Raw genomic sequence first — 18,844 nt, forward strand, 5'->3', positions numbered from 1 at the left:
TCGAGCCCGAAGGTGTAGGAGATGCGGCCGGAGGCGATGCTGCCCGCGCTGCCGTTGCCGAGGTGGCCGGCGACTTCCTCGGGTGCCTGGTCGAAACGCCCGGCGTAGTCGTTGTACATGACGCCGGTGAACACGCCGGTCCGGCTGCCGCGCAGTGACGTCGGGTCGAATCCGGCGCGTTCGAAGGTTTCCCACGCGGTTTCCAGCAGCAGGCGCTGCTGCGGGTCCATGGCCAGCGCTTCGCGTGGTGAGATCCCGAACAGGGCGGCGTCGAACTCCGCCGCGTCGTGCAGGAAACCGCCCTGCCGCACGTAGGACGTGCCGGGCGCTTCACCCGCCGGGTCGTAGAGCCTCGCCACGTCCCATCCGCGGTCGGTGGGAAAGGCCGATATGGCGTCGTTCTCGGACACGACGAGATGCCACAGCTCCTCCGGCGTCTCGACACCGCCGGGATAGCGGCACGCCATGCCGACGATCACGATCGGATCGCTGTCGGTCGAGGCCAACGCCAGCGGTTCGGAGTTTCGTGCGGGCGCGCCGAGGAGTTCAGGCCGCAGGTGCTCGACGAGCGCGGTCGCGTTCGGGTGGTCGAAGACGAGCGTTGCCGGGAGTTGCAGCCCGGTCGCCGTGTTCAGGCGGTTGCGGAACTCGACGGACGTGAGCGAATCGAAGCCGAGATCGTGGAACGCCTGGGCAGGATCGACCGTGAGCGGGTCGTCGTGCCCGAGCACGGCCGCGACCTGCTCGCGGACGAGGCTGAGCAGGGCCGCGCCCTGATCGGCCGAGGTCATGCGGCGCAACCGCTCGGCGAACGTGTCCGACTCCCGCGCGGCGGCACGACGCCGGAGGGCTGGCACGAGAGCGCGCAGCAGGGCGGGCACGGAGCCGGTGTCGGCGGTGAACGCGTGGGCGTCCAGGTGCATCGGGACGACCACTCGCGAGTCCGCGGCGAGCGCGGCGTCGAAGAGCTGGAGACCTTCCTCCTCCCGCAGCGGCCGCATGCCCCGCCGCAGGCTGGTGAGGTTGTGTGTCATGCCGGTGGTCCAGGGGCCCCAGGCGATGGTGGTGGTGGGTTGGTGGTGGGTGGTGCGCAGCTGGGTGAGTGCGTGGAGGTAGGCGTTGGCTGCGGCGTAGTTGGTTTGGCCGGGTGAGCCGAGGGTTGCTGCGGCGGAGGAGAAGAGGATGAGTGTGGTGGGGTGGTGTTGGGTGTGTTGGTGGAGGTGCCAGGCTGCGGTGGCTTTGGGGGCGAAGGTGCGGTGCAGATGCCCAGGCGTCTGGTTGGTGAGGACCGCGTCGTCGATGGCACCTGCGCAGTGCACGATCACGCTCAGCTCCTGGCCGTCGAGCGCGGCGGCGAGCTGCTCGCGGTCGGTGAGGTCGCACGCGACGGATGTCACGCGAGCTCCGGCTGCCACCAGATCGTCCCGCAGCTCGGGCGGGACCGGCCGGCGTGCGAGCAGCAGCAGGTCGCGCGCGCCGTGCGTGCGCACGAGATGCCGGGCGATGAGGCCGCCCAGCGCACCGGTGGCTCCGGTGATGAGCACCGTGCCCGCCGACCAGTCCGGCCCGCTGTTCGTGCCCGGCTTCTCGTGCACCAACCGCGGCACGTGCGACTCGCCCCTCCGGATCGCGATCTGCGTCTCGCCCGCGGCGATGGCAGCGGTGGCCGCGGTGCGCCACGACGAGTCGAGATCGTCGACGTCGAGCAGGACGAACCGGTCCGGGTGCTCGGACTGCGCCGACCTCGTCAGCCCCCACACCGCGGCGTTCGCCAGCGCCGCGGACACGTCGGCGGGCGCGTCCTCGTCGACGAGGTAGGAGCCGGTGGTGACCAGGGCGAGCCGCGCGGTGGCGGAGCGCTCGTCGGTCAGCCAGTTCTGCAGGACTTCGAGCGCTCGCACCGCAGCGCGTTCCGCGTCGTCGTCGCCCGGGTGGAACGGCAGGAAGACCACATCCGTCTCCGCGGTGCGTTCCGCGGGTGGTGACGGCACCCAGGCGGTCCGGAACAGCGAACGACCAACCTGGCTGGTCCGGGACTGCGGGAGCGGGCGCAGCGCGAGCCGGGAGACTTCGAGCAACGGACGGCCGGACGGGTCGGCGAGCAGCAGCGACACCGCATCCTGGCCCGCCGGGGAGATCCGCACCCGCAGGAACCGGGGGTTGACCGCGTGCACGGCCACACCGCTCCAGGAGAACGGCACGGACGGCGCGCTCGTGTCGTCGAGGAACTTGCCGAGCCCGATGGGGTGCAGGGCGGAGTCCAGCAGCGCCGGGTGCACCGCGAACCGGTCCGCGTCCGCGTGCTGCGCCTCGTCCAAGTCGACCTCGGCGAACACCACGTCGTCGCGCACCCATGCCCGGCGCAGTCCCTGGAAGGCGGGCCCGTAGCTCAGACCGGGCAGGTCGGCGTAGACCGCGTCGGTGTCCACGGGTGTGGCGTCCGCGGGTGGCCAGGGGGTGAGGTCCTCGGCGGAATCCGGGGTCGCCGCGGTGAGCAGGCCCTCGGCGTGCTTGGTCCACGGCTCGCCGGGCGGCGCGTCGGCGGCGCGGGAGAAGACGGTGACGGCTCGCCCGTCGGCGCCCGGTTCGTCCAGCAGGACCTGGAGTTCGACGCAGGTGTCCTCGTCGAGGACGAGCGGCTCGCCGAGCGTGAGCTCCGCCAGGAAGGAGTGGCCTGCCTGTTGCCCGGCGTGCAGCGCCAGCTCGACGAACGCGGCGCCGGGCAGCAGCACGTCGCCGTGCACGGCGTGCTCGGCGAGCCACGGGTGCGAGGACAGGGCGAGAGTGCCGGTCAGGAGCATCCGGCCGCCGTCGGCGAGCCCGATCGCAGTGTCCAGCAGCGGGTGACCCGAGCCGCCGGTTGCTTCGGCCGCTTCGAGCCAGTACCGCGTGCGTTGGAACGCATGCGTGGGCAGCGGTGCGGGGCGCGCGCCGGTGCCGGCGAAGTATGCGTGCCAGTCGGGATCGATGCCGTTGGCCACGAGGAGTGCGAGCGCGGCGGCGAGGGCTTCGGGCTCGGGCTTGTCGCGCCGCAGTGATGTCGCGACGGTGCCGGTGATGTGCGGGGTCAGGGCGGCGTTGGGGCCGATTTCCAGGTGTGCGGCCGGGTTTCGGGCGGCGGTGGTGGCGAGCGCGTCGGCGAAGCGGACGGTCTGGCGGGCGTGGCGCACCCAGTGTTCGGGGTCGGCGAGAGTGCTGTCGTTGACGGGTTGTCCGGTGACGGTGGAGACAAGCGAGATGGTGGGCGCTTCGAAGGACAGGCCGGCCACGGTGGTGCGGAACTCGTCGAGGACGGGGTTCATCAGCGGTGAGTGGAAGGCGTGTGAGACGCGCAGCCAGGTGGGGTGTGCGTGGAGTTTCCCGGTGACTTTGAGCAGTGCGGTGTGATCGCCGGAGAGGACGAGCGAGTCCGGTCTGTTGATGGCGGCGATGCCGATGTTGTCTTCGAACCCGGCCAGATGGGCTCGTACTTCGTCTTCGGTTGCGTTGATGGCGACCATGGCGCCGCCCTCGGGAAGGGTTTGCATGAGGCGGCCGCGGGTGGTGACGAGGATTGCGGCGTCGGTGAGTGTGAGGACACCGGTGATGTGGGCGGCGGTGATTTCGCCGATGGAGTGGCCGGTGACGACTTCTGGTGTGATTCCCCAGGATTCCCACAGCCGGTAGAGCGCGGTTTGGAAGGCGAACAAAGCTGGCTGCGCGTATTGGGTTTGGTTGAGCAGATCCTCGTCGTCGCCGAAGACGACCCCGCGGAGTGGATGAGGGAGGTGCGGGTCGAGTTCGGCGCAGGTGGTGTCGAAGGCCTCGGCGTAGGCGGGGTAGGTGTCGTAGAGCTCGCGGCCCATGCCCAGGCGTTGGGTTCCTTGGCCGGAGAACACCATCACCAGTCCGCCCTCGCTCGCCCGGCCGGTGATCACCTCCGGTGGCGCCTGGTCCTCCGCGAACGACTGCAACGCCTTCCTGCGCTCGTCGATGTCCCCTGTCACCACGACGGCGCGTTCCTCGAAGGCAGCGCGGGTGGTGGCCAGCGAGAAGCCCACGTCGAGCACCGAGCCGCCGTCGCCGAGGTGGTCCGCGAGCCGGGTTGCCTGGGCGCGCAGGGCCTCCGGAGTCCTGGCCGACAGCACCCACGGTACGACCGGCGGAGGCGTTCCAGCGTCGGGATCGGACTCCGGTGCCGGCGCCTCCTCCAGGATCACGTGCGCATTCGTCCCGCTGAAGCCGAACGAGGACACACCCGCGCGGCGGGTTCCGTCCCGCTGCGGCCAGGCGACCGGTTCCGTCAGCAGCGCGACCGCGCCGGAGCTCCAGTCGACCTCCGGGGCCGGCTCATCGACGTGCAGCGTGCGCGGCAGGACGCCGTGCCGCATGGACATGATCATCTTGATGATGCCCGCGATGCCCGCGGCGGCTTGGGTGTGCCCGATGTTGGACTTGATCGAGCCGAGCCGCAGCGCCTCTTCCCGGTTCTGCCCGTAGGTGGCCAGCAAGGCCTGGGCTTCTATCGGGTCGCCGAGCCGGGTCCCGGTGCCGTGCGCCTCGACGGCGTCGACCTGTTCCGCGCGCAACCCCGCGTCGATGAGGGCATCGCGGATCACCTGCTGCTGCGACGGCCCGTTCGGCGCGGTGAGGCCGTTGGACCTGCCGTCCTGGTTCACCGCCGTGCCGCGCACGACGGCCAGGATCGGATGCCCGTTGCGGAGCGCGTCGGACAGCCGCTCGACGACCAGCATGCCCGCGCCCTCGGCCCAGCCGGTGCCGTCGGCCGTGCTGGAGAACGCCTTGCACCTCCCGTCCGACGAGAGGCCCTGCTGCCTGCTGAAGTCGATGAACGGTGCCGGACTCGCCATCACGGTCACGCCGCCGACCAGCGCGAGCGAGCACTCCGACCGCCGCAGCGCCTGACCGGCGAGATGCAGCGCCACCAGTGACGAGGAGCAGGCCGTGTCGATCGTGACGGCGGGACCTTCCAACCCGAGGGTGTAGGCGAGCCTCCCCGATGCGATGCTGCCGGAGTTCCCGGTGCCGAGATATCCCTCCACGACGTCCGGAATCCTGGCCAGGCGCGAGGCGTAGTCGTGGTACATGAGCCCGGCGAAGACACCGGTGCGGCTGCCGCGCAGGCTGTCGGGCACGATTCGGGCGCGTTCCACCGCCTCCCACGCGGTTTCCAGCAGCAGCCGTTGCTGCGGGTCCATCGCGAGCGCCTCGCGCGGGGAGATGCCGAAGAACGCCGCGTCGAATTCCGCCGCGTCGTAGAGGAAACCGCCCTGCTGGGTGTCGCTGCTGCCCGCCTCGCCGGGGCGGGCGGACTGCAGCCCGTCGATGTTCCAGCCGCGGTCGCGGGGGAACTCGCCGATCGCGTCCCGCCCGGACTCGACCAGGTGCCACAGCTGCTCCGGCGTGGTCACGCTGCCCGGGTAGCGGCACGCCATTCCGACGACGGCGAGCGGCTCGCGGTTACTCTCCTCGGCCGCGCGCAGCCGCTTGCGGGTGTCGCGCAGTTCGGCCGTGAGCCGCTTGAGGTACTTGAGTGTCTTTTCCTCGCTCACTTCGCGTCACTTTCGTCAGATCGGCCGAGTTCGTCGTCGATGATTCCCAGGGTCGCTTCCAAATCCGCGTCCGCCAGTTCGTCGTCGCTGCCGGTGTCGACGCCGGTGCCGGTGTCCTCCCAGGCGGCGAGCAACGACCAGATCCGGCTGCGCACCCGCGCCGCATGCTGCTCGCCGAGGCGGGCCAGATTCGTTTCCAGCCGGTCGATCTCGGCGAAGACGGCCTCCGGTGCGGACGATTCGCCGGAGAGCAGTTCGCCGTGCAGGAGCTCGTGCACTCCGGCGGGCGTGGGATGGTCGAAGACCAGCGTGGCGGGCAGGCGCAGCCCGGTCGCAGCCTCCAGCGCCCCGCGCAGTTCGACGGACATCAGCGAGTCGAACCCGAGGTCGGTGAACTGCTGATCCATCGGAACCGCCTCGGGTGAGCCGTGGCCAAGCACGGCGGCGATGCGGCCGCGAACGAGTTGCGCCAGCCGCTCGTCCTGCTCGTGCGCAGGCAGGCCACGAAGCGTGTCTGCCAGTGCCTGCTGCGTCATGGTCGGGGCGGCCGTGGCGGCGCGCACCGGCGGCGGTGCCATATTGCGCAGCACGGCGGGCAGCGGGCCGTCGGCCGCACGACGGCACAGCGCCGCCCTGTTCACCGGCAGCGGCAGGACGACCGGCTCGTTGCCGGCCAAGGCCGCGTCGAACAGCGCGAGCCCGTGGGCCTCGTCGATCGGGATGAGGCCAGTCTCGGCGATCCGCCGGCGGTCGGCGCTGGTGAGGTTGTGTGTCATGCCGGTGGTCCAGGGGCCCCAGGCGATGGTGGTGGTGGGTTGGTGGTGGGAGGTGCGGAGGTGGGTGAGTGCGTGGAGGTAGGCGTTGGCTGCGGCGTAGTTGGTTTGGCCGGGTGAGCCGAGGGTTGCTGCGGCGGAGGAGAAGAGGATGAGTGTGGTGGGGTGGTGTTGGGTGTGTTGGTGGAGGTGCCAGGCTGCGGTGGCTTTGGGGGCGAAGGTGCGCTGCAGGCGCTCCGGCGTCTGGTGCTCGATCGTGGCGTCATCGAGCGTGCCCGCGCAGTGCACGATGGTCAGCGGCCGGTCACGCGGGACGACGGCGAGTGCCTCGGAGATCTGCCGTTGATCGGTGAGGTCGCAGGCGATATGCGTGACGGCGGCACCGGCGGGTTCCGGGGCGTCGCCGGCGCGGCTGAGCAGGACGAGGTCGCGGACACCGTGCGCGTCGACCAGGTGGCGTGCGACGAGCCTGCCCAGCGCGCCGGAAGCACCGGTGATCAGGATTGTGCTGGAACTCCAGTCCGGTGTGCTGGGAACAGCGGCGGTGGCGGGGACGAGCCGGGGCACGAGGATCTTCCCCCTGCGCAGTGCGAGCTGTGGTTCGTCGCTGGTCAACGCGTGTGGAAGCGCATCCCACGAGCTCTTCTCGTCGTCGGTGTCGACCAGCATCACGCGGCCCGGCCGTTCGGCCTGCGCCGCGCGGACGAGTCCCCAGACGGCTGCCCCCGCCGGCGCCGGTTCGGCGTCCACCGCGACCGCCTTCGAGGTTAGGACCACGAGCGTGCTTTCGTCGGTGACGGACTGGATCGCGCTCAGCACGGTCGCGGCTGTCGTCAGCGCGATGTCGGGCTCGGGGCTGTCGCTGTTGCGCACCATCAGCAGGAGGTGCGTGGCGCCTTCCGGCTCGTGCTCGTCGCCGAGCACGGCGAACGTCGTTGCCGTTGCCGGTGTCTCCCTCGGCTGCCAGCTCTCCACGAGCAAGGAGTTCCGCGTGTTCGCGAGCTTTTCCGGCGTGATCTTCCGCATCGTCAGCAGGTCCACCGCCGCGACGGGCCTGCCTGCGGCGTCCGCGACCCGCATCGCCACCGCGTCCTCCCCCTTCGGGGACAACAGCGCCCGCAGCACCGGCGCGCCGGCGGCGTAGTAGGTCACGCCGGACCACGAGAACGGCAGCCGGGCCTGGTCGTCGGCACCGAACATCCGGCCGATGCCGGTGCCGTGCAGCACGGAATCCAGCAGCGCCGGGTGCAGGCCGAAACCCGCGGCGTGGTGCTCCTCGCCGCTGGGCAGCGCCACCTCGACCGCCACGTCCTCGCCCGCTCGCCACGCCGACCGGAGCCCCTGGAAGAACGGGCCGTAGTCGAGACCGGCGGCCGCGAACTCGGCGTAGACCTCGGCCACGGGCAGTTCGACCGCCTCCGGTGGAGGCCAGGCGGCCAGGGACCAAGACGGTTCGGGCACGGGCGTGGCGTCGATGACGCCGGTGGCGTGCAGCTGCCACGCGTCGCCGTACTCCTCGGTCCTGGAGTGGACGGTGACCGCTCGACGGCCGTCGCGGTCCGGTTCGGCCACCGCCACTTGCACCTCGACCGTGTCGTTCTCGGGCAGCAGCAACGGGTTTTCGAGCGTGAGCTCCTCGATGTTGCGCAACCCGGCCTGCTGGGTGGCGTGCAGGACGAGCTCGACGAACGCGGCGCCGGGGAACACCACAGAGCCCGCGACGACGTGGTCGGCGAGCCACGGGTGGCTTGCGGTGGAGAGCCGGGCGGTGAGCAGCACGCCGTTGCTGTGCGCGAGTTCCACCGCGTTGGTCAGCAGCGGGTGCGCTGCGTTGACGTGATGCGAGCCGTTGACGGCGTCCGGCCAGTAGCGGGTGCGTTGGAACGGGTAGGTGGGCAGTGGGGTGGGGTGGGCGTTGATGTGGTTGAAGTAGTTCCGCCAGTCGGGGTTGATGCCGTTGACGACGAGGCGGGCGAGTGCGGTTGCCAGCGACTGGGCTTCGGGCTGCTTGCCGCGGAGACTGGCGATGGCGCCGGTGGGAAGGTGCGGAATCAACGCGGCGTTGGGGCCGATTTCCAGGTGTGTGGACGGGTTTCGGGCGGCGATGGTGGTGATGGCGTCGGCGAAGCGGACGGTGTTGCGGGCGTGCCGGATCCAGTGTTCAGGATTGGTAAGAGTTTGGTGGGCGGCGAGATCTCCGGTGACGGTGGAGACGAGCGGCAGGTTCGGTATGGCGAAGGTCAGGTTTTCCACGGTGGTGCGGAATTCGTCGAGGATGGGGTTCATGAGTGGTGAGTGGAAGGCGTGGGAGACCCGCAACCAGGTGGTGCGACGCTGGCTCAGGGAGTCGGTGATTTCACGCAGCGTGGCCTGATCGCCGGAGAGGACGAGGGAGCCGGGCCCGTTGACGGCGGCGATGCCGATCTCGTCTTCGTATCCGGCGAGGTGGGGGAGGATCTCATTTTCGGTGGCGTTGATGGCCACCATCGCTCCGCCCTCAGGCAGGGATTGCATCAGCCGTCCACGTACTGCGATCAACGTGACGGCGTCGGTGAGGGTGAGGACACCGGTGATGTGGGCTGCGGTGATCTCGCCGATGGAGTGGCCAGTGACGATTTCGGGTGTGATGCCCCAGGATTCCCACAGTCGATAGAGCGCGGTTTGGAAGGCGAACAAAGCTGGCTGCGCGTATTGGGTTTGGTTGAGCAGGTTCGGGTCGTCGCCGAAGATGACGTCGCGTAGTGGATGGGGGAGGTGCGGGTCGAGTTCGGTGCAGGCGGTGTCGAAGGCGTCGGCGTAGGCGGGGTAGGTGTCGTAGAGTTCGCGTCCCATTGCGAGTCGTTGGGTTCCTTGGCCGGAGAACACCATGACCAGCCCACCTTCGGACGCTCGGCCGGTGATCACCTCCGGTGGCGCCTGGCCCTCCGCGAACGTCTGCAACGCTTTCCTGCGCTCGTCGAGATCCCCTGTCACCACGACGGCGCGTTCCTCGAAAGCAGCTCGGGTGGTGGCCAGCGACCAGGCGGTGTCCACGACCGAGGCGTCATCGGCCAGCTGCTCGGCCAGCCGGGCCGCCTGCGCCCGCACCGCCGACTCGGTGCGCCCGGACAGCACCCAAGGCGCCGCCGCGAGATCGGGGCCCGGCGCGTCGGGCTCGTCAAGGGCAGGCGCTTGTTCGAGGATCACGTGGGCGTTGGTTCCGCTCACCCCGAACGACGAGACACCCGCGCGTCGGGGCCGGGGATGCTCGGGCCAGGCCCGGTCCTCGGTCAGCAGCGCGACGGCGCCCGCGGCCCAGTCGACCTCACCCGTGGGTTCGTCGACGTGCAGCGTTCGCGGCAGCAGGCCGTGCTGCATGGCCATGACCATCTTGATCACTCCCGCCACGCCGGCGGCGGACTGGGTGTGCCCGATGTTCGACTTGATAGACCCGAGCCACAGCGGATGGTCCCGGTCCTGCCCGTAGGTGGCCAGCAGCGCTTGGGCTTCGATCGGGTCGCCGAGCCGGGTTCCGGTGCCGTGCGCTTCGACCACGTCCACTTCGGATGGTCGGAGTCCGGCGTTGGCCAGCGCTTGGCGGATGACGCCCTGCTGGGACAGCCCGTTCGGCGCGGTGAGACCGTTGGACGCGCCGTCCTGGTTGATCGCCGAACCGCGGACGATCGCCAGCACCGGGTGGTTGTTGCGTCGTGCGTCCGAGAGGCGTTCGACGAGGATCAGGCCGACGCCTTCGCCCCAGCCTGTTCCGTCGGCGGTGCTGGAGAATGCCTTGCAGCGGCCGTCCGCGGCGAGGCCGCCCTGCCTGCTGAACTCGGTGAACGTCCTCGGCGTGGACATCACGGTCACACCGCCGGCCAGCGCCATGGTGCATTCGCCGTTGCGCAGTGCCTGCGCCGCGAGGTGCAGTGCGACCAGCGACGACGAGCAGGCCGTGTCCACGGTCACCGCAGGCCCTTCGAGTCCGAAGGTGTAGGAGATCCGCCCCGACGCCACGCTGGTCGTGTTGCCGGTGAGGAGGTAGCCCTCGGTGCCCTGGGCGCCGTTGTGCAGCAACGAGACGTAGTCCTGGCTGTTGCCGCCGACGAACACGCCGGTGCGGCTGCCGTGCAACGACGCCGGATCGATGCCGGAGCGTTCGAAGGTTTCCCACGCGGTCTCCAACAGCAGCCGCTGCTGCGGGTCCATGGCGAGCGCTTCGCGCGGGAAGATCCCGAAGAACGCCGCGTCGAAGTCGGCCATCTCGTGGAGGAACCCACCCTCGGTCGCCGTGCTGCCGCCGTGCTCACCCGGCGCGGTCGTCAGCAGGGCACCCAGGTCCCACCCCCGGTCGGTGGGGAACCCGGAGACCGCGTCGCGGCCCGCGCGCACCAGCTCCCACAGCTGATCGGGGCTGTGCACGCCGCCGGGGAAGCGGCAGCCCATGCCCACGATCGCGAGCGGTTCCGCGGACACCTCGACCGCGGTGTCGGCGTTGCGCTCCTCGCGCGGCTCATCGGCGAACAGCGAGCAGAGGTGGGACACCAGTCGGTGCGGCGTCGGGTGATCGAAGACCATCGTCGCCGGGAGCGCGATGCCCAGCGCCGCGCCGAGACGGTTGCGCAGCTCGACCGCGGTGAGCGAGTCGAATCCGAGGTCGCGGAACGCCCGGTCCGGCTCCACTCCGTCGGGCGTCGCGTGGCCGAGCACCGCTGCGGCCTCCACCGTGATCACGGACAGCAGGTGCGACCGCCGCTCGGCGGGGCCGAGCGCGGCGAGCCGGTGCGCGGGCCCGGTGTCCGTCTCCTGACCGGAGCCGAGGACTCGCCGCGACTCCGGCAGCCCGGACAGCAGCGGGCTGGGGCGGGCGGAGACGAACAGCGGCAGGAAGTCATCCCAGCGCACGTCCGCGACCGTGAGGCACGGGTCGGCCTCGCGCACCGTCTGTTCCAGCGCCGAGATCGCCGGCCCGGGCGGCAGCGGCACCAGGCCGCGGCGGCGCGAGTGCTCGCCCGCCGCTCCCTCTGCCATGCCGCCGTCGTCCCACGGGCCCCATGCGACCGACGTCGCGGTGAGCCCGCGGTCGCGGCGCCGCCGCGCGAGCGCGTCGAGGTAGGCGTTGGCGGCGCCGTAGGCCGCCTGGCCACCGCTGCCCCAGGTCGCCGAGACGGACGAGAACAGAACGAAAGCATCCAGCTCCCGGTCGCCGGTCAGCTCGTCGAGATGCGTCGCGCCTGCCGTCTTCGCCAGCACGACCTCGGCGAACTCGTCGATTCCGGTCTCGGACAACGGGTTGCGCTGGCCGACGCCTGCGGTGTGCACGACAGCCGTCAGCGGTCGCTGCTGCGGTATGCCCGCGAGTAGTTCCGCCAGGGACGCGCGATCGGCGACGTCGCACGCGGCGATGGTCACATCGGCACCCGACGCGGACAGTTCGGCCTCCAGCGCCGCGACCCCCGGCGCTGCCGGGCCGCGGCGGCTGACGAGCAGCAGATGCTCCGCCCCGCGGCGGGCGAGCCAGCGGGCGACGTGCGCACCCAGCGCCCCGGTACCGCCGGTGATCAGCACCGTGCCACGCGGTGTCCATTCCGGGCCGCTCGGCGCTGCGTGCGGGGCGCGGACGAGCCGCCGGGCGAGCACCCCGGAGGAACGCAGGGCGAGCTGGTCCTCGCCACCGGAGCCGGCGAGCAGCGCGGGCAGCGCGGATAACACGCGCTCGTCGAGGGTCGGAGGCAGATCGATGAGCCCGCCCCAGCTCTGCGGCCATTCGAGCGCGACCGCACGGCCCGCGCCCCAGATCTGCGCCTGGACCGGCGACCGCAACTGCTCGGAGTGGCCGATGGCGACGGCGCCCCGCGTCGCGCACCACAGCGGCGCGGTCGATCCTGCCCGCTGCAGCTGGTGGATCAGCGCGATGGTCGCGGTGATCCCGCGAGACAACGGCGGGTGCTGCTCGTCGGGCCGTTCGTCGAAGGCCAGCAGGGACAGCACACCGGAAAGACCGGTGCAGTCGCCGACCTCCGCATCGTGCACGACTCGGACGTCGGCACCACCGTCGCGCAGCGCGCCGAGAACCGCAGCGATCTCCGCGTCGTCGCGGCAGGACTCCGGTACCACTGCGAGCCACGTTCCCGCGAGGCTCTGAGCGGGGGCGCGCAGCGGCGTCCAGCTCACGCGGTAGCGCCAGGAGTCCACAACGGACTGATCGCGCTTGCGGCGCCGCCAGTCCGCGAGCACCGGCAGCGCGGCGGTGAGCGCCTCGTGGTCGTCGCCCACCTCTTGCGACAGCGCCGAGAGGTCCTGGCGCTCGACGGCGTCCCAGAAACGGGTTTCGGACTCGTCCGCGGTCTCCTCGCCAGTGGTGGTGGGCGCCGTCCCGTCGAGCCAGTAGTGCCGGCGCTGGAACGGGTAGGTCGGCAGTGCTACGGCGCGGGCGCCGGTGCCGGCGAAGTAGGCGTGCCAGTCGGGGTCGGCCCCGGTCGCCACGACACTGGCGAGTGCGGTTGCCAGCGACTGGGTTTCGGGCTGCTTGCTGCGGAGACTGGCGATGGCGCCGGCGGGCAGGTGGGGGATCAGCGATCCGGTTGGGCCGATTTCGAGGTGTGCCGCTTCGATGTGTGCGGTGGCGTCGGCGAAGCGGACGGTTTGGCGGGCGTGGCGGATCCAGTGTTCGGGGTCGGCGAGCGTGCGGTGGTCAGCGGGTTGTCCGGTGACGGTGGAGACGAGCGGGATGGTGGGTGCGGCGAAGGTCAGGTTTTCCACGGTGGTGCGGAATTCGTCGAGGATGGGGTTCATCAGTGGTGAGTGGAAGGCGTGGGAGACGCGCAGCCACGTGGTGCGGTGCTTCAGACCTTGGGCGATCGTGGCGAGTGCTTCGTGATCGCCGGAGAGGACGAGGGAGTTCGGTCCGTTGATGGCGGCGATGCCGACCTCGTCCTCGAACCCGGCCAGCTGGGGTAGCACTTCGCTCTCGGCGGCGTTGATGGCCACCATCGCGCCCCCTGCGGGCAGGGATTGCATGAGACGGCCGCGAGTGGTGATCAGTGTGGCGGCGTCGGTGAGGGTGAGAACACCGGCGATGTGGGCGGCGGTGATTTCGCCGATGGAGTGCCCGGTGACGATTTCGGGTGTGATTCCCCAGGATTCCCACAGCCGGTAGAGGGCGGTTTGGAAGGCGAACAGGGCTGGTTGGGTGTACTGGGTTTGGTCGAGCAGGTCTGGATCATCGCCGAAGACCACTTCGTGCAGCGGCCGGGGGAGGTGGAGATCGAGTTCGGTGCAGGTGGTGTCGAAGGCCTCGGCGTAGACCGGGTAGGCGTCGTAGAGCTCGCGGCCCATGCCCAGGCGCTGGGTTCCTTGCCCGGAGAACACCATCACCAGACCGCCCTCGGCCACCCGGCCGCGGATCACACCCGGCGGCACCCGGCCCTCCGCCAGTTCGGCCAGCGCCCGCCTGCGCTCGTCGACGTCACCGCCGATCAGCACCGCTCGCTCTTCCAGCGCGATGCGGGTCGTGGCCAACGAGTAGCCGATGTCGAGCACCGAGGCGTCATCGCCGACCCGGCGGGCGAGCTGCCCGGCGAGCGCCGACAGCGCGGACTCGTCGCGAGCCGAGAGCACCCACGGCACGACCGGTGGGGGAGTACCGGTATCCGCCAAGGGCTCCGGCTCCGTCGCCTGCTCGATGATCACGTGCGCATTCGTCCCACCGACGCCGAACGCCGACACCCCGACCCGGCGCGGCCGGTCGACCTCCGGCCACGGCTGGTCCTCGATGAGCAGCGAGATCTCCCCGGAGGCCCAGTCGACGTGCGGAGTGGGTTCGTCGACGTGCAGCGTGCGCGGCAGCAGGCCGTGCCGCATGGCCATGACCATCTTGATCACCCCCGCCACGCCGGCGGCGGACTGAGTGTGCCCGATGTTGGACTTCACCGAGCCCAGCCACAGCGGGTGTTCGCGGTCCTGGCCGTAGGTGGCCAGCAGTGCTTGGGCTTCGATGGGGTCGCCGAGCCGGGTCCCGGTGCCGTGGCCCTCGACGGCGTCCACTTCGGACGGATGGAGCCCTGCGTTGGCCAGCGCCTGCCGGATCACCCGCTGCTGCGAAGGACCGTTGGGTGCGCTGAGGCCGTTGGACGCGCCGTCCTGGTTGACCGCCGAACCGCGGAGCACGGCGAGCACGGGATGACCGTTGCGCCGGGCGTCCGACAGCCTCTCCAGCAGCACGATCCCGGCGCCCTCGCCCCAACCTGTGCCGTCCGCCGCAGCAGCGAACGCCTTGCACCGGCCGTCGGCGGCGAGCCCCCGCTGCCGGCTGAACTCCACGAATGCCGCCGGCGTGGACATCACGGTCACGCCACCGGCGAGCGCGAGGCAACACTCACCGCTGCGCAGCGCCTGCGCCGCGAGGTGCAGCGCGACCAGCGACGACGAGCAGGCGGTGTCGACCGTGACGGCGGGACCTTCCAGCCCGAAGGTGTAGGAGATGCGGCCCGACAGCACGGCGGTCGCCGTGCCGGTGATCAGATAGCCCTCCGCGCTCCGCGCGCTGTCGTGCGTCTCGTAGTGCGAGGTGGAGGCGCCGACGAACACGCCGGTCCGGCTCTCGCGCAGACCGTCGATCGCGATGCCCGCGCGTTCGAACGCCTCCCAGGAGGTTTCCAGCAGCAGCCGCTGCTGCGGGTCCATCGCGACCGCCTCGCGCGGGGAGATGCCGAAGAACTCCGCGTCGAACTCCGCGGCCTCCGGTACGAAGGCGCCTTCGCGGGCGTAGGAGGTGCCCGGCCTGCTCAGCCCCGGGTCGTAGATCCCCTCGACGTTCCAGCCGCGGTCGGTGGGGAAGCCGGAAACCGCGTCTCCGCCGAGGGTGACCAGGTCCCACAGCGATTCGGGCGAGTCGGCGCCACCGGGGAGGCGGCAGCTCATCGCGACGATCACCACCGGATCGTCGTCCCGGTACGCGGTCTCGGTGGTCGCGGCGGCCGGTGCGACCTCACCCAGCAGCTCCCGCTCCAGGTGCGCCACCAGCGCGACCGGCGACGGGTGGTCGAACACCAGCGTGGTGGGCAGCGCCAACCCGGTCGCCGACTTGAGGCGATTGCGCAGCTGGACGGCGGTGAGCGAGTCGAGACCGAGATCGCGGAACGCCGCACGCGGCGTGATCTCGGCGGGTGAGCAGTGGCCGAGTACCGCTGCGACCTCGGCGCGCACCAGGTCCAGCAGGGCGCGGTTGCGCTCGGTGGAGGTGAGCCCGGACAGCCGTTGCCGCCAGCCGTCGTCCTGGGCCTCCGGCCCGTCCGCGCCCGCCCCGTCCAACGCCGCCCGCGCCTCGGCGAGGTCGCTGATCAACGGTCGGCGGCGCGCCGCGCTGAGCGTGGGCGCGAACCGGTTCCACGCGATGTCGGCGACCGCGACCGAGGTGTCGTCGACGTCCAGCGCCCGGCGCAGCGCCTCGACGGCGAGTTCGGGCTCCATGGCGGGCAAACCCGAGCGGTGCAAGGAATCCCGCGCCGCGCCCTGGGCCGCCATGCCGTCGCCGCCCCAGGTCCCCCACGCGGTGGCGAGGGCGTGCAGGCCGCGGTCCCGCCGTGCCTGGGCCAACGCGTCCAGGTAGGCGTTGGCGGCGGCGTAGGCACCCTGCCCACTGCCACCCCACACGCCCGCGGCGGAGGAGAACAGCACGAATGCGTCGAGCGCGGTGTCGGCGAACGCGTCGTCGAGGTTCTTGGCGCCGAGCGCCTTGCCCTCCCACGCCTGCGCCAGGAGTGCGCTGCCGGTTTCGCGCAGAGACGCGGCAGTCCCCACACCTGCGGTGTGGAACACCGCGGTCACGGCGGTGTCCAGCGCGTCGAGCACCCGGTCGAGCGCCGCCCGGTCGGCGACGTCGCACGTCTCGACGTCGACTCGGACACCGGGTGCGAGCGCCTCCAGCTCGGCCCGCAGCTCCTGGGCACCCGGGGCCTCGATCCCCCGGCGGCTGGTGAGCACGAGATGCTGCACGCCCGAGCGGGCGAGCCACCGCGCGACGTGGGCGCCCAGCGCTCCGGTCCCACCGGTGATGAGCACCGGCCCGTCCGTGCTCCAACGCCGCTCGGTCGACGGGGCGGCGGCGTGGGCCAGCCGCCGGACGAACACGCCCGAGGCGCGCACCGCGAGCTGGTCCTCCTCCCCAGCACCGGTCAGCACCGCCGCGATCCGCGCCGCGGCACGCTCATCGGGCTCATCGAGCAGGTCGACGAGACCGCTCCACCACTGAGGGTGTTCCAACCCTGCCACCTGCCCCAAGCCCCACACGGCTGCCTGGTCGGGATTGCGGAGCCGGTCGGCGCGTCCGACCGATACCGCCCCGGACGTCACGCACCACACCGATCCGTCCAGGTCTGCGTCCGCGCAGGCCTGCAGCAACGCCAGCGTTGCGGATACCGCGTCGTCGGCGAAGGCGAGGAACGACAGGACGTGCTGCGGGCGGTGCTCGGCGAGCTGCCCGCTGATCGAGTCGCGGTCCTGCGCGCCGGCGCAGGTGATCTCGGCCCCCGCTGCCGCCAGCGCGCCGAGAACGGTGGTGACCGAGGGGCTGTCAGCGTGCTGCGCCGGGACCAGGGCCAGGTACCGGCCGGGGCCGGTCGGGGAACTGGACGGCGGGGCAAGCGGTCGCCAGGTGACCTGGTAGCGCCAGGAATCGACGGTCAGGCCGGTGACCCGCTCCCGGCGCCAGTCCGACAGCAGCGACAGCGCGGGGCGCAGCGCTTCCCGCGGATCGCGGTCGTCCACCGCGAGCATCGCCGCCAGAGCGTCGAGGTCCTCGTGTTCGACCGCGTGCCAGAAGTCGGCATCCGCACCGTCCCCGGTCGGCGCCGCCTGAACCGGCGCATCGAGCCAGTAGCGGGTGCGCTGGAAGGGATAGGTGGGCAGCGGGATGCGCTGTGCTGCTGTGTTCTCGAACAGCTTGGTCCAGTCGACCGGGTGCCCGGTGGTCCAGGCTCGGGTGGTGGCGGTGAGGAGGTGGGCGAGACTGCCGTTGTCGCGGCGAAGGGCGCCGATGGTGGTGGCGTCGTCGGTCGTTTCCTGGATCGGTGTGGTGAGGACGGGGTGGGGGCTGGGTTCGATGAAGGTGGTGTGAGCGGGGTGGAGGTTCTCCACGACGGGGTGGAACCGCACTGGTTGGCGGAGGTTGCGGTACCAGTAGTCGGCGGTGAGTTCGGGGCCATCCAACTGGGTCGTGGTGACGGTGGAGTGGAACGGGATGGCGCCCTGGTGCGGGGTGATGGGGGCGAGTGCCTTGAGTAGCTGATCTTGAATGGTGTCGACGTGGGCGGTGTGGGAGGCGTAGTCGACGGGGATGCGACGGACTCGGACGTCTTGTTGTTCCAGTGTGGACAGTAGTGTTTCGAGTGGGTGTTGGGGTCCGGCGATGACGGTGGATTGTGGTCCGTTGAGCGCGGCGATGGTGATGTCTGGGTGGTTGGTGAGTGTTTCGCCCAGTTCTTCGGCGGGAAGGGCGATGGAGGCCATGGCGCCTTTGCCTGCGAGGTGCTGGGCGATGAGTTGGCTTCGGAGTGCGACGATGCGGGCGGAGTCCTCGAGAGTGAGGATGCCCGCGACAAAGGCGGCGGCGATTTCGCCCTGTGAGTGGCCGATGACGGCTGCTGGTTCGACTCCGAAGTCGCGCCAGGTTTCGGCGAGGGCGATCATCATCGCCCACAGCGCGGGCTGGACGACGTCCACCCGGTCGAGCGGGGCGTCTTCGTCTCGCAGGATGTCGGTGAGGGACCAGTCGACGAATGGTGCGAGTGCTTGTTCGCAGCGGTTGATCCACTCGGTGAAGACCGGGTGGGTGTCGAGCAGGTCGGCGCCCATGCCGGGCCATTGCGATCCCTGTCCGGGGAATACGAACACGACCTTGCCGGCGGGGCCTGCTTCGCCTTCGGTGACTGCGGGATGAGGTGCGCCGTCTGCGAGAGCCTGCAGTCCGTCGCGGAGTGCGGCGCTGGTGCTGCCCACCACGGCGGCGCGGTGGTCCAGCGCCGCGCGGGAGGTGGCCAGCGACCAGCCGATGTCGGCCGGGTTCTGTTCGCAGACCGCGAGCAGCTGCCGTGCCTGGGCGCGCAGCGCCGCTGGGCTCTTCGCGGAGAGCACCCAGGCGACAGCGGTGAGTTCGGGACGTGGCGCGTCGGTCTTCTCGCTGCCGGGTGGTTGTTCGATGATGATGTGGGCGTTGGTGCCGCTGATGCCGAAGGAGGAGATGCCCGCGCGGCGTGGGTGTCCGGTGTCGGGCCAGTCCTGGTTTTGCGTGAGCAGGCAGACGGCTGCGGTGTTCCAGTCGACTTCGGTGGTGGGTTCCTCGACGTGCAGTGTGCGGGGCAGGACGCCGTGGCGCATGGCCATGACCATTTTGATGACGCCTGCGACTCCGGCGGCGGCCTGGGTGTGGCCGATGTTGGACTTCACCGATCCCAGCCACAGCGGGTGTTCGCGGTCCTGGCCGTAGGTGGCCAGCAGTGCTTGGGCTTCGATGGGGTCGCCGAGCCGGGTTCCGGTGCCGTGTGC

At 70.9% G+C, this 18,844-nt stretch carries 1 protein-coding gene and 1 pseudogene; both read right to left on the minus strand.

The window, feature by feature from the left end:
- Nucleotides 1-5,510: pseudogene (locus ACWDKQ_RS30245) on the minus strand (SDR family NAD(P)-dependent oxidoreductase); the annotation flags it as partial.
- A gap of 38 nt (nucleotides 5,511-5,548) precedes the next feature.
- Nucleotides 5,549-18,844, minus strand: a 13,296-nt coding sequence (locus ACWDKQ_RS30250; RefSeq protein ID WP_450142178.1) for a type I polyketide synthase, incomplete at its 5' end; no start/stop codon positions are given.

The sequence above is a fragment of the Saccharopolyspora sp. NPDC000995 genome (assembly GCF_053599315.1).